Genomic DNA, 14,726 nt, shown 5'->3' with positions numbered 1-14,726 from the left:
CATGCAGCATCTTTTGATTCTTTTTTTTGCTACTTTTTCGGCAGCTTTTATGGCAACGGTACCTCCTGGTCTTTTGAACATGAATGCCGCAAAGGTTAGTGTAGAAAAGGGTAAACTGAACGGAATTATTTTTAGCTTGGGAGTAGCTGTAATGGTTATTCTACAAGCAACCATAGCAGTTTACATCTCAAAATTCCTTCATAAAAACCCTGAAGTTGTAGATATACTTCTCAAAATTGCGGTAGTGGTTTTTGCCTTTTTTATGGTATACTTTTTTGTAGCCGCCAAGAGAAATAAAGTACAGAAAATAAAAGCGGTAAAGGTTAGTAAAAAGAATAGTTTTTTTAAGGGCGTACTTTTAGCAGCGTTAAATCTATTGACCATACCCTACTATAGCGGACTTAATATTATGTGGAATGCTTCCGGTTGGATCAAGTTTCAAGTTTGGGATATTCTTGTATTTATTCTAGCGGCAGGTTCGGGCACTTTTACCGTGCTTTATATGTATACCGTTTACTTCAATAAGCTTGAGCACAAATCAAATCGATTTTCGCAGAACAGCAATTATATTCTTAGTGCTCTTATGTTGGTTCTATTGATTATAACCATTCTAAGAATTATATTTCTCTAATGAATCCTGACAACAAAAATTTCTTCCAAAAAGTATATGAAGTGGCCCGGCTCATTCCAGAAGGTCGTGTTACCTCATATGGTGCAATTGCCAAATATTTAGGTGCCGCCCGTAGTGCCCGTATGGTAGGTTGGGCCATGAACGGAGCCGGCAGTATGCCAGATGTACCCGCCCATAGAGTGGTAAACAAAATTGGACTACTTACAGGAAAACACCATTTTGACGGCACCAACCTTATGCAGCAGCTCTTGGAAAATGAAGGAATAACCGTAGTTGACAATCAAATCATCAACTTTGAAAAGCATTTTTGGGATCCTTTTAAGGAGCTAGGTTAAAATTCTTACCTTAATCAAAAGTGAGTGTAAAAACAGTCTGGTCCCGGGAAATTACTTGAATGGTTCCCTTATGCAAGCGCATAATCTGCTTAGACAAACTTAACCCTATACCGGTTCCCGTATTTTTAGTTGTGAAAAAAGGAACGAAGATTTCCTCTACTAGGTCTTCAGGAATTCCCGGGCCATTGTCTCGCACCTGCACAAACTTCTTTCCTTTTCTATTGATACCGGCTATAAGGTCAATTTTTCCGTTTTGTTGATTGCCAATGGACTGCTGTGCATTTTTGCCCAAATTCACCAATACCTGAGTAATCTGCTTTACATCAATATAAAGTTCCAAATCTTGCGGATCTATGGTAATTGAAATCTCAATTGGGTCTACTCCGGATTTATTATCCAATAAGAGCTTTACCTTCTCCAAAAAGTTTTGCGCACGTATCAATTCCCTATCAGGTTCCGGTACACTTAAAAATTTACGGTAAGAGTGCACAAAGTTCATCAAGTCGCTTCCTTGTCCCTTTATAACTTCAAGCCCCTTAACCGTGCTCTGCAAATGTTGCTCTTGCAATTCCTCTATGGCCAGTAAATTTTCTCCCTTTTTATAATATTTTAATATCGATTCCGAAATAGAGGTTATGGGGGTAATGGTATTCATAATTTCGTGCGTAAGCACCCGTATTAACTTCACCCAAGAGTCCGTTTCCTTCTCGTCCAGTTCTTTACGTATATCCTGGACCACCACCAATAGCAAAGGCTCGCCATCAAGGTTCATTGCTGTAGCTTTTACGGCCAGTTCCTTCTTTTCACGTTCATTGGTCAACTGATGAATACTGCTTTCAAACGGATGTAGATCTTGAAACTTGGCATACAATTTTTCGTCTATTTGCTTTAATTGCTTCACATGGTTCAAGGGGTGATAGTTCAGCAATTTTTCAATTGTAGGATTTGCATAAAGAATATGCCCTTTGGGGTTGACAGTCATAATCCCAATATCTGCCTGTTTTAAAATTTCTTGATAAAACTGTTCCTGGGCCTGCTTTTTAAGGTGAATATCTTGCACCATAGCGTTGAGCATATTAAGGCTATGGTTCAGTTCTTTTAATGATTTACTACTTAGCTTTTCTGGAAACCGAAGAGTAAAATCCTCATTCTTTATGGCATCAAAAAAATATGCTATTTTTCGGTTGGTCTGGTTTACATAGTAAATAAGCGAATAGATCTGCACTACAAGCAAGCATAGGGCAAAACCTACCAAAATGTACTTTTCCCCAAAAAACAAAAATCCTACTGCCAATGCGGTCAAGGACAAGAGAACCGTACGGAGAATTAATTGCAGATAAATGTGTTTACTTACCATTTGCTAAATGTGCTTATTTCCCTATTTTCTTTAACTTGTTGTACAAGGTTTGCCTAGAAATCCCCAATTGTTCTGCGGCCGCACTGTAGTTACCATCATTTTGCTCCAAAGCACTGTTGATCATTAAGAGTTCCATTTCCTCCAAGGTATTGGGACCGTTTAAATTTGTGGCAACCGTAGATTTATTGCTCAGTAAAAAATCTTCGGGTTTTAGTATATTCCCTTCCGATAGGATTACGGCTCTTTCAATAGTATGCAAAAGCTCCCTGATATTTCCTGGCCAAGCATACCCCATTAATTTATCTTGTGCCGCTTGATTGATACGAAGTCCAGGTTTACCATATTTAGAAGTAAATTTTTTCAAATAGAAATCAGCCAGGACCAAAATATCCTGATCGCGTTCCCTAAGTGCCGGCACCTCTACTCTAATGGTATTTATCCTGTAGAGCAAATCCTCCCTAAAGAGACCGTCCGCTACCATTTTATCCAAATCTTCGTTCGTAGCACATATCAACCTAATATCCACCGGAATAGCTTTATTGGAACCCACCCGAACAATGGTCCTGTTCTGAATGGCGGATAACAGTTTAGCTTGCGCCTGCAATGAGAGGTTTCCTATTTCGTCCAAAAAAAGAGTTCCTCCATTTGCCGCTTCAAACTTACCTGCCCTATCCTCTTTGGCATCGGTAAAAGAACCTTTGGTGTGGCCAAAAAGTTCGCTTTCAAATAGGTTTTCTGAAATGGAGCCCATATCCACGGAAATAAAAACTTCGTTATTTCGGCTAGATAGCTTGTGAAGTTCCCTAGCAATCAACTCCTTTCCTGTACCATTTTCTCCTGTAACCAGAACATTTACATCGGTTTTAGCAACTTTAGACACCAATTTTAGCACTGCGTTCAAGGCTTTTGAATTGCCAATGATGTAATTCTTATTTTGATTGATAACCTGCTTTAAATGGCTTTCCTTCTGTTTTAGCTCCTTAACCTCCTTCTTGGACTTTCTAAGTTCATAGGCAGATTTTACGGTGGCCAATAACTTATCATTGTTCCAAGGTTTTAGAATAAAATCAGAGGCTCCTTCTTTCAAAGCCTTTACGGCCAAATCTACCGCACCATAGGCAGTCATCATAACAACCGAAGTCTGTGGGGCTTTTTTCTGTAACTCCCGTAACCAATACAGCCCCTCATTTCCGGTATTTACCCCAGCCGAGAAATTCATATCCAACAGCACCATATCTATTTCATTAAGATTTGGGAAGGACGTTATCTGGTTAGGATTTGAAATGGTCTGTATAGAGCTGTACTCAAATTGCAACAATATTTCAAGAGCGCTAAGAACGCTCTTGTTATCATCAACAATCAAAATTTTTGCATCTACCATAGTAATCTTGTTCTACCGTAAACTAAAACGGCACCTAGTAAAACTACAATTTCAATATTATAAATTTTTAACAGTGTCTAAAAATTTGACACTTGCTGTACACATATTTTACAAACCAAAACGTCAATAACAAAATACAAATTTACAATATGTTGATTTTCAGTTATTTAATATATTGGCACGGGAATCGTATTAAGTTTGGCACACTTGATATATTATGAGCATTATTTTTAAATACTTAATTTGGATTTTGTTACTAATCTCCGCCAAACTAGCCGGCCAAGATTCGTGGACCTTAGATGCCTGTGTGGCCTATGCTTTAGAAAACAACCTGCAATTGAAAGATTATTCTTTTAACACCAATTCCAATGAGGAGACCTATAGACAGTCTATTCGTAACCTTTTGCCCACGGTTACGGGTTCCGGAAACTATGTAATCAATTTTGGACGTAGTACCGATCCCTTTACCAATGATGTGGTTACTACAGATTTTTTCTCCAACCGTTACACGCTAGAAGGTTCTGTTGACCTTTTCAGGGGATTTCAGAAAATGAATAACATAAAGGCTACCGAACTTCTGTATAAAGCTACTCAAGAAGAAAATCTACAGCAACGTTACTTACTGGCTTTTAGAGTAATGCAGGCTTTTTACGATATTAGATTTTTTAAAGGATTAGTAGCCATATCAAAAGAACAGATGACGGTATCCCAATCCAATTACGATCTGGTTGCCAAACAAATAGAATTAGGACTCAAAGCCGGAGCCGACCTGTACGAGGCCGAATCGTTATTACTTACGGACAAACTAAACCTTACACAAAGTAAAAACCAATTAGCCGCGGCTAAGCTTCAACTGATACAAGAAATGAATCTAGAAGGAACCAGTGAAATAGAGGTACAAGACGGCCTAAACCATACCATGGAACCCGAAAATTCACCTAATGTACAATCGGACAGTATATATGCTGAAGCAAAAGAATTTATGCCCATGCTCAAGGCCCAAGAGTTACGGGTAAAAGCTGCCAAAAAGCAACTGGCCATAGAAAGAGGTTCCTTATACCCGTCACTATCTTTATTCTCAGGAATTTCCACCGGATATTTTGAGACCACAAGAGATTCACTTGGTGTTACCGTTCCTTTTAGGGACCAGTTCCGAGATAATACATCGCAGTTTATAGGGGTAAGTTTAAGCGTACCCATCAGTAATGGATGGGCTGCTCGTTCCCGTATCAAACAACAGAAAATTGAAAAATTACGAGCCGAAAACAATTTAAAGGTACAGGAACAACTCGTCTACCAGACCATTCAACAATTGGTACAGGAATATCAATCCCTAGAGGTTGAGCGCGAGCAGAGCGCACAAAAAGTACAAGCGCAGGAACTGGCTTTTACCATTGCACAAAAGCGGTATGAAAAAGGCCTTATTAATGCCTTGGAATTATTTACTGCCAAAAACTTGTTTGCCAGTGCCCAAAATGAAAACCTGCAGGTAAGGCTCAGGTCGGAAATCAATCAAAGCACTTTGGAGTTTTACCGAGGCCTACCGGTTTTTGATATTGAATAAAGAATAAATAAAGACTAGCTAAAAACGACAATTATATAGCACAATGGATATACAACTAGAAAAGAAAAAAGGATTACGCCCCAAACATTACGGCTACATTGCACTGGCAATACTACTGCTTTTTGTGGGTTATCAACTGCTTTTCGCCAGCTCCGTCTCTACTTTTCGGACTGATAAGGAAAAACTCTCCATAGCCTCAATAACCAATGGTAAGTTTGATGATTACATTACCATTAGCGGCAATGTGGCTCCAATTGCCACCATTTACATGGATGCCTATGAAGGGGGCCGGGTTAGTGAAAAGCTAATTGAAGAAGGCGCTATCGTCAAGAAAGGAGATATAATCCTAAAACTGGATAATATTAACCTGTACGAGCAAATACTACAAAGCGAAAGTGGGCTGGCCCTGAAGCAAAACGATTTACGCTCTACGAAGTTAACTTTTGACTCAAGACAAGTTGAAGGGCGAAGGTCTTTGGCTACCGCGGCCACGGAATTACAACGATTAAAACGAAATTTTGAACAAAACGAAGCCCTGTTCGCCGAGGAACTCATATCAAAGGAAGCCTATCTTACCGCAAAAGAAAACTACGAACTTTCTCAAAAACAGTACGATATCATAAAAGTACAGACCGAAAACGATGACCAAGTTAGAAAAACCTCCTTGCCCGTTCTGGAAGCGGACCTTAACCGAATGCAGAAAACACTGGGTATGGTCTATCAGCGGCTAGACCACCTGAATGTACGTGCACCGGCAGACGGTCAACTAGGTTTTCTTGATGCAGAAATAGGCCAAAATATTACTCAAGGACAACGAATTGGGCAAGTAAACGTACTTACGGATTATAAAATTGAGGCGAATATAGATGAACACTATATTGATCGGGTAAAAAGAGACTTAGTGGCCGTTTTGGAGCGCAACGGCAAGCAATTTCCGCTGCGGGTACGAAAGGTATATCCCGAGGTACGCAACGGGAGGTTTAAAGTAGACTTGGTCTTTACGGAAGAGAAACCTGAAACCATCCGTACCGGACAGAGCTACAACATTAAATTGCAATTGGGAGAATCTAGTGACGCCTTGTTATTACCCAAAGGAAGCTTTTTCCAAAGTACTGGTGGGCAGTGGCTATTCGTAGTTTCCCCGGATGGTGGAGAAGCCATAAAACGTAATATTAAAATAGGAAAACAGAATTCAAAATATTACGAAGTCATTGAAGGCCTCCAAGCCGGTGAGAAAGTGATAACCAGTAACTATGACTCTTTTGGCGAAGCCGAAAAAATAGTTTTAAAATAGCAATTAACTGTCACTTTACACACAAAGCATCATCTTTATAACAACAAAAATCAAACTAAAAAATGATACAGATAAAAAATCTTAAAAAGAGTTTCAAGACCGAAGAGGTAGAAACCTTGGCCCTGAATAACGTAAACCTTAAAGTTGAAGAAGGCGAATTCGTTGCCATTATGGGGCCCTCCGGCTGCGGAAAATCTACATTACTTAACATTATAGGCATGCTAGACAGCCCAAATGAAGGCTCCTATGAATTTGCCGGTCATGAGGTAAGTCGCCTTAAGGAACGCCAACGCACAGAATTAAGAAAAGGAAATTTAGGCTTTGTATTCCAAAGCTTTAACCTTATTGATGAGCTAACGGTTTATGAAAACGTAGAACTGCCCTTAATTTATCTAAAGATGGGTAAAGCGGAACGAAAACAAAAAGTACGCGAGGTTTTGGAGCGTATGAAAATTGCACACAGGGAGAAGCACTTTCCACAACAACTTTCCGGCGGTCAACAGCAACGTGTAGCCATTTCAAGAGCGGTAGTAACCAACCCAAAATTGATTCTTGCCGATGAGCCTACTGGAAACTTGGATTCCAAAAACGGTATAGAAGTCATGAACCTATTAACGGAACTTAATCAAGAAGGAACCACTATTGTAATGGTAACGCATTCCGATAGAGATTCGCATTACGCTCATAGAGTTGTAAATCTATTTGACGGTCAAATTGTTACCGAAAGCCAGAACAGGGCTATTGGTGCCATTATGTAAAGGAGTTTATTCATCAATCAAAGTAATTCAAAAGGTCCCCTAATCAAGGACAACCAATTGTAAAGACGAAAATCATGTTCAAAACATACCTTAAAATAGCATGGAGAAGCCTTAAGAAACAACCATTTTTCACTTCGTTGAACATATTTGGTCTTGCCATTGGTATGGCCGGTGCACTGCTCATTTCGTTGTACATCTATGAGGAATTGAGCTATGATAAAATGTTTCCTGATGCCGAACGGATCCATCGTGTAAACAATAATATAAAATTTGGTGGGGACGAGCGTCAATTCGCCGTTACTCCTGCCCCTATGGCTGAAGCCCTCAAATCCGACTTTTCTGAAATTGAGGTAGTAACACGCTTTAGAACACGTGGTAGCGCCCTTGTCCGCAAGGCCGATGATTTGGCAAACGTAAAGGAAGAACATACCACCCATGTAGACCCCTCTTTTTTTGAAATGTTTGGCGTAGAGCTGTTGGCGGGTGATGTAAATACGGCTTTAAAAGACCCGAATACCTTGGTCTTGACCAGAACGGCCGCCGAAAAGCACTTTCCGATCACCAATGCGGTGGGGCAAAATATAGTGCTTAACAATGAGGAAAACTATACCGTTGTTGGGGTTATCGAAGATTTTCCGCAAAATTCCTTTTTGAAAGGGTACACCGTTTTTGAGGCGATGGCCGGATATGAAGATGCCGTAGTGGGCAATTGGGGCAGTAACAATTACCAAACCTTCATTAAGTTGATTCCCACGGTTAACGCAGACGATATTCAAGAACAGTTGCGCGGCTTTTTGGGCAAATATGTTATTCCTGGTGTTCAACAATTTATGCCGGGCATAACGGAAGCGCAATTTAAGGCGGCCGGCAATCATTTAATCTTTAGCACCATTCCTTTGACCGATATCCATTTAAAATCCCATAGGGTGGCGGAAATGAGTGCTAACAACGACATACAGAGCATATATATCCTTTCTTTTATAGCTGTTTTTCTTTTGGTCTTGGCCAGTGTCAATTTTATGAACCTCTCTACCGCCCATTCACTGAAAAGGGCAAAGGAGGTCGGGGTTAGAAAGACCTTGGGCTCCAATAAAAGAGACCTGGTACGCCAGTTTTTGGTAGAATCGGGATTGGTATCTTTTTTGGCTTTGGGCTTAGCCTTGGTTTTGACCCTTGTAGCCTTGCCTTATTTTAATACCCTTGCCGATAAAAATATTTCAATACCTTTTCAAAATCCCATTTTTTGGTTGATTTTGTTGGCTTCCGTTGTTGTCTTAGGATTGTTTTCAGGAAGTTACCCTGCTTTTTTTATGTCGCGATTTATGCCTGCAACGGTATTGAAAGGAGGTAACGGAAATAGTGTTGAGGGCGGTAAAATTAGAAATTCCCTCGTCGTATTTCAATTCGCCATTTCGGTTTTTTTGATTGTTAGTACCTTGGCGGTATATCAACAATTAAAGTATATACAAGGCAAAGATTTGGGCTTCTCAAAAGACCAGGTCTTGATTGTAAATGACGTGTATACGGCAGGAGACAAGGTATCGTCGCTCAAAGAACAAGTGAAACAATTGAGTTTTGTTGAAAATGCTACGTTGAGCAGTTATTTTCCTACTCCCTCGTCCCGTAGTGATACCACTTTTCTTCCTGATTCGGGTGAAACCAGTGTGGAATCTTCCATTAATATGCAAACCTGGGACGTTGATTACGATTATGTTTCCACTATGGATTTTGAATTCGTGGCAGGCCGAGATTTTGATAGGTCCTATGGTAATGACTCTACGTCCATCATTTTAAACGAAACGGCTACAAGAATAATGAATTTGAGTCCGCAAGAGGCTATAGGCAAGCGCTATACACCAGATTTTGATTCTGATACTCCAACGTATTATACTGTTGTTGGGGTATTAAAGGATTTCCATATAGCTTCACTAAAAGAAGATATTGATGCTTTAAGCTTGCACTTGGGAGATGAGGCCTATGCCATGGCAGTAAAAATTAAGCCTGGCGATTTTGCCAATGCAATTGCTCAAATTGAAGGGGTTTGGAATACTATCGTACCCGGTGAGCCATTTGATTATTATTTTATGGAAGATGCCTTTAATGATACTTATGCCAGTGAACAAAGGTTAGGCAATATCTTTATCATATTTACGGTACTCTCCCTTTTAATTGCCTGCTTGGGACTCTTTGGCCTTGCAGCCTTCAATGCCCAAAAACGCACCAAGGAAATAGGGGTTCGGAAGGTTTTGGGCGCCAGTGTTGGGCAGGTTGCTTATGCCTTAACTATAGACTTTTTAAAATTGGTCGGACTTGCGATCCTGGTAGCCCTGCCGTTAGGCTGGTATGCTATGAACAGATGGTTGGAAGATTTTTCCTATCGCATAAATATTCCTTGGTGGATATTTGGTCTGGCGGCATTTTTGGCCGTTCTCATATCCGTAATCACTGTAAGCTATCAAAGTATTAAGGCAGCCCTAGCAAACCCCGTAAAAAGTTTGCATGCCGAGTAAAAACATCCATCAAACAAAAAAAAGAAAACCATGTTAAAGAATTATATAAAAATAGCTTGGAGAAACCTACTGAAGAACAAACAGCAGACCATCATAAATTTGCTAGGGCTTACTTTAGGTACCGTGAGCTGTCTTACTATTCTATTGTATGTCTTTGCTCAGTTTGGATATGACCAACACCACAATGAAGCGGATACAATTTACCGTGTAGAGACGATAATAGAGCGCAATGGGCAAGAAAGCTATGAAAGTTCAACCTCATCTCCTCCCATAGCTTTTGCCCTTAAAGAAGATTTTGCCGAGGTAGAGGAAGCAACGCGCGTTGTTCTTACCGATGTTTTTTATAGCACTTTAATTCGTGCTTCGGAAAGCAAGGATGCCTATTACGAGCCACGGGTTTATATGGCCGATTCCACTTTTTTTAAAGTTTTTGATTTTGAATTTATTGAAGGCAATAAGCTTACCTCGCTAAACGAACCCAATGCGGTAGTACTTTCTTCTTATTTAAAACACAAACTGTTCGGAAACCAAAATGCTATGGGCAAGACCATAGTTTGGGGCACCGGAGAAGATACCCTCATCTTGACCGTTAAGGGCGTTTTTGATGAAAAAGCGAATAAATCCCATCTGAACCCCAACTACGTGGTAAGTATGAGCACCCCAGGCATGGGAACTTTTGTACAAACTTTTGAGAGTTTTGCTACAAATAATTTTGTGCATAGCTACGTAAAATTATCCGCTAACGGTAATATTGCCCAATTTCAAGCTAAAATGCCCGGATTTATTGAGGATAGGGCCGCAAAGGACCTTGCTGATGCAGGAATGAGTAGTAAGGCCTTGGAATTAAAAGAGGTTACGGATATTCATTTACGTTCCAATGGCCGTAAAAACCAATTAGACAAGGTTTCGAGCATTACATACCTGTATTTTCTTTTGAGCCTTGCATTTTTTATTCAACTGGTAGCCTGCATAAACTTTATTAATCTCAGCACGGCAAGAGCAAGCAGACGCGCCCGCGAAATAGGGGTACGAAAAGTAGTTGGTGCAGGAAAAAATGCCCTAATGAGGCAATTTTTGGGCGAATCGTTACTCTTATCGCTTTTCGCCATACTGATCAGTATACCTATCGTAATTTTGTTACTACCATTGGTAAATGAGCTTACCCAGGAAACCCTTACCTATTTGAATCTTTATCAATGGAAGTTAATATCGGTTCTTTTGGCGCTGGGAATAGGTACAGGTTTGGCTGCCGGCATCTATCCTGCTATTATTCTATCCTCAATAAAACCCGTAAATGCCCTCAAGGGCGGAACTATAATGCAATCCGGAAACGGTACTCTAAGAAAAGCGTTGGTCGTATTCCAATTTGTGGTTTCCATTGGCTTGGTAGCTACAGTAATTATCATTTCCCAACAATTTAGGTTTACTCAGGAAAAAGACCTTGGCTATACGAAAGACAATTTAATTGCCCTACGGATAGGCACGGATGACGCGTCTAGTAAATTTGAGTCTTTAAAATCTGCATTTTTGAATATTCCCGGAGTAACTGATGTATCTAGTGGAAATTATGCTCCCTCTGAAATTATATTGGCCGATAATGGATGTTATCTTCCCGGAGGAAACAGCGAGAACAGAACGGTCGTAAATCGTAACGGCGTAAGCGACGGATATTTTAGAACCATGGGGATTCCTTTTTTGGAGGGACGCGATTTTACGGAAGCGGATACTGTAGACCAAATTATTGTGAATGAGGCCACCTTAAGGGCTTTCAATATTAAACAAGAAAATGCCTTAAGCTCAACACTCATGCAGGGTTCCGGAGAGGATACTTTTGAAATGCGAATTATTGGTGTTGTGGCAGACTACCATTTTGCATCCCTAAGGGAAGAAATTGAGCCTTTGTTTCTTCATAAGGAAACGGCACCAAATTGGTTGTTTCTAAAAACAAAGACCAATAATTATAGTGAACTACTGACCCAACTAGAAGGCCAGTGGAAATCTACAGTAAGTAACGTTCCTTTTGATTATAGGTTTGTAGACAAAGAGGTAGAAAGACTCTATGATGAGGAAAAGCGGCTTGGCTTTATCTCCGTAGCTTTTACCGTGCTGGCTATCTTCATAAGTTGTTTAGGACTTTTTGGGCTTATTTCTTACGTTACGGAACAGAAGAAAAAAGAAATCGGTATTCGTAAGGTACTTGGTGCAAGCGTACGATCGGTAGTGCAACTATTAACTCGGGATTTTGTAACGCTAGTATTGATCGCATTTCTAATTGCTTCACCTATTGCCTACTATTTCATGTCTAGATGGCTAGAGGGTTTTACGTATAGAATTGAAATTGAATGGTGGGTATTTTTGGTCAGCGGCGGTTTCGCCCTCATAATAACATTGTTGACCGTGGGCATGCAAAGCCTAAAATCTGCTGTAGCCAATCCGGTAAAGAGCTTACGAACGGAATAAGCAAAAACATCAATCCAATCAAAAAACAACAATCATGTTCAAAAACTATTTAAAAATCGCCTGGCGAAACCTTTTAAAGAACAAAGGCTATTCCGCTATCAACATTGGCGGGTTGGCATTAGGAATGGCCGTTACCCTAATTATAGGTCTCTGGGTACACGATGAACTCTCGCATAACAACTATTTCAGCAAAAAAGACCGTATTGCACAGGTTTTTCAATCCCAGACCTTTAACGGAAACACAGATAGCGGCCCGGCCATACCTCGCCCATTGGAAATGGGCCTTAGAAATGGCTACATGGACAATTTTAAACATCTGGTCATGGCTTCCTGGAACAACTCCGTCTATCTCAATTATAAGGACAAAAGCCTTTCCAAAACAGGAAATTTTATGCAAGAGGACGCCCCGGAACTTCTTGGTCTTACTATTCTTAAAGGCGAAAAGAACGGATTACGGAAAATTAACTCCATTATGCTTTCCGAGTCTGTAGCACAAGCCCTCTTTGGAGAAGAAAACCCTATCGGTAAAGTGGTGAGGGCCAATAGTCAGTATGACATGGAAGTTACTGCAGTGTTCGAAGACATACCCATGAACAATTCATTTAATGATTTGGAGTATATCATGCCATGGGAAAAGTACCTGACTATTTTTGAATGGATTCAAAATGCAGAGGACCAATGGGGAAACAACTCGTTTCAGATGTTTGTTCAGCTTGCGGACAACACCAGTATGGAACAGGTTTCCGCCACCATAAAGGACGTTAAAAAGAACCTTAACGAAGATACCGCAGAGTTCAACCCACAGCTATTCTTGCTACCCATGAAAGATTGGTATCTAAGGAGCAGTTTTGAGAATGGAAAACAAGTAGGCGGGCGCATTAAATACGTATGGTTATTTGGCATTATTGGTGGCTTTGTACTGCTTTTGGCCTGTATTAACTTTATGAACTTGAGCACGGCCCGTTCCGAAAAAAGAGCCAAAGAAGTAGGCATTAGAAAATCAATAGGCTCACAACGCAACCAATTGATTTATCAGTTTTTGAGCGAATCATTTTTAGTAGTTTTATTCGCATTTTGTTTGGCCATACTGATCGTGCTTCTTTCTTTGGACGGATTTAACGATCTGGCAAAAAAAGAAATAGCCTTCCCTTGGAAAGACGGTCTGTTTTGGGCAATTTCATTCGCTTTTATCCTATTCACCTCTTTATTGGCAGGTAGCTATCCGGCACTCTATCTATCCTCTTTTAAACCGGTAGATGTTCTCAAAGGAACGATGACAACTGGTAAATACGCAGGGCTGCCCCGTAAAATATTGGTGATACTACAGTTTACCGTGTCCGTAGCATTTATCATAGGTACTGTTATCGTAATGCAGCAGATTAATTACGCAAAGGACCGCCCCGTTGGTTATGACAAAGAAGGTTTGGTACAGATACCAACAATGAGTCAGGATTTTGAAGGCAAATATAATTTAATACGAAGTGAATTTTTAACATCCGGTGCGGTAATGGAAATGTCTTCTTCAAGCGCTCCAACTACCCAAATATGGTCTAACCGAGGCGGCTTTAATTGGGAAGGAAAACCCGAAGGCTTCCAAGAGGATATAGCATGGACGGATGTTAGCCCTGAATATGCCAAATCCTTAAACCTGAAGATTCTTGAAGGAAGGGACTTTTCAAGGGAATTCGCCACAGATTCAAATGCGGTGCTTATTAATGAAACGGCCGTAAAGTATATGGGGCTTACGGATCCTGTTGGGAAATTTATAAAAGACGATGATGTTGAAGACCCCTTTCCTCCCCTAAAAATAATTGGCGTGGTACAGGATATGATTGCGCAGTCTCCTTACGAACCCGTAAAACAAGGTATTTATGCCTATGACAAACATGGTAATGCCAGCTTTTACAATTTACGGTTAAATCCTGACAATAGCGCTAATGAAAACATTTCTACTATTGAAAATGTATTTAAGTCCCATTTTCCGGATATCCCTTTTCAATATGATTTTGTAGATTCTGAATATGGCGAGAAATTCGCCGCAGAAGAGCGTATTGGAACACTTTCGGCCATCTTTACAGCGCTGGCCATTTTAATTAGCTGTTTAGGACTGTTCGGACTCACATCCTTTGTAGCGGAACAGCGTAAAAAAGAAATAGGGGTACGAAAAGTTTTGGGAGCTTCGGTTTTCAACGTTTGGAACATGTTATCCAAAGACTTTCTAAAACTAGTGACCATTTCTTGTTTCATTGCCGTTCCAATCTCATACTATATTATGAACGGCTGGCTACAAGACTACCCCTACAGGGTAATACTTGAATGGTGGATTTTTCTCTTGGCCATAGTAGGTGCTCTTGCCATAACCATTCTCACGGTAAGCTTTCAAGCCATAAAAGCGGCCAATTCAAATCCGGTCAAAAGTCTAAGAATGGAATAAAT

10 protein-coding genes are annotated in these 14,726 nt (G+C 40.3%); 8 read left to right on the top strand and 2 right to left on the bottom strand.

All coding sequences use genetic code 11. The annotated features are described in order from the left end of the window. Window position 1 precedes the first annotated feature (1 nt). Window positions 2–631, top strand: a complete 630-nt coding sequence (locus H9565_RS03705) for a LysE family transporter (protein WP_215437647.1) — start codon at window positions 2–4, stop codon at window positions 629–631. Next, window positions 631–966 carry an MGMT family protein gene (locus H9565_RS03700; protein ID WP_215437643.1) on the top strand — a complete coding sequence of 112 codons (336 nt, stop codon included), beginning with the start codon at window positions 631–633 and terminating at the stop codon, window positions 964–966. The genes H9565_RS03705 and H9565_RS03700 overlap by 1 nt, the downstream gene beginning before the upstream one ends. Before the next feature lie 10 nt (window positions 967–976). Here the strand turns inward: H9565_RS03700 and H9565_RS03695 are convergent, their stop codons facing one another. Both H9565_RS03695 and H9565_RS03690 read right to left on the bottom strand, forming a co-directional pair. Beyond that, entirely contained in the window at window positions 977–2,323 is a 1,347-nt protein-coding gene (locus H9565_RS03695) for a sensor histidine kinase (protein ID WP_215437640.1), read from the bottom strand. A 13-nt stretch (window positions 2,324–2,336) separates the two neighbouring features. Further along, window positions 2,337–3,704, bottom strand: a complete 1,368-nt coding sequence (locus H9565_RS03690; protein WP_215437637.1) for a sigma-54-dependent transcriptional regulator — start codon at window positions 3,702–3,704, stop codon at window positions 2,337–2,339. Window positions 3,705–3,954: 250 nt separating this feature from the next. On the opposite strand from H9565_RS03690, the gene H9565_RS03685 reads away from it, so the two are divergent. From H9565_RS03685 to H9565_RS03660, 6 genes are all read left to right on the top strand, one after another. Further along, window positions 3,955–5,268 (top strand): TolC family protein, encoded by a 1,314-nt coding sequence (locus H9565_RS03685; protein ID WP_246560261.1) that lies wholly within the window; start codon window positions 3,955–3,957, stop codon window positions 5,266–5,268. Between the two features lie 43 nt (window positions 5,269–5,311). Then, window positions 5,312–6,562, top strand: coding sequence for an efflux RND transporter periplasmic adaptor subunit (locus H9565_RS03680; RefSeq protein WP_215437631.1), 1,251 nt, complete (start codon window positions 5,312–5,314; stop codon window positions 6,560–6,562). Window positions 6,563–6,624: 62 nt separating this feature from the next. Next, on the top strand, window positions 6,625–7,320 hold the full coding sequence (locus H9565_RS03675) for an ABC transporter ATP-binding protein (RefSeq protein ID WP_215437628.1): 696 nt from the start codon (window positions 6,625–6,627) through the stop codon (window positions 7,318–7,320). A 74-nt stretch (window positions 7,321–7,394) separates the two neighbouring features. Continuing rightward, entirely contained in the window at window positions 7,395–9,830 is a 2,436-nt protein-coding gene (locus H9565_RS03670) for an ABC transporter permease (RefSeq protein ID WP_215437626.1), read from the top strand. Window positions 9,831–9,860: 30 nt separating this feature from the next. Beyond that, the gene (locus H9565_RS03665) at window positions 9,861–12,290 is read left to right on the top strand and encodes an ABC transporter permease (protein WP_215437622.1); all 2,430 of its coding nucleotides are present in this window, start codon (window positions 9,861–9,863) and stop codon (window positions 12,288–12,290) included. Between the two features lie 34 nt (window positions 12,291–12,324). After that, complete coding sequence (locus H9565_RS03660) at window positions 12,325–14,724, top strand: ABC transporter permease (protein WP_215437619.1); 2,400 nt, start codon at window positions 12,325–12,327, stop codon at window positions 14,722–14,724. Window positions 14,725–14,726: the final 2 nt, after the last annotated feature.

This window comes from Zobellia russellii, assembly GCF_018728565.1.
GTDB lineage: Bacteria > Bacteroidota > Bacteroidia > Flavobacteriales > Flavobacteriaceae > Zobellia > Zobellia russellii.
The sequence above is the reverse complement of the archived record's forward strand: the minus strand, read 5'-3'. Positions and strand labels throughout refer to the sequence as shown.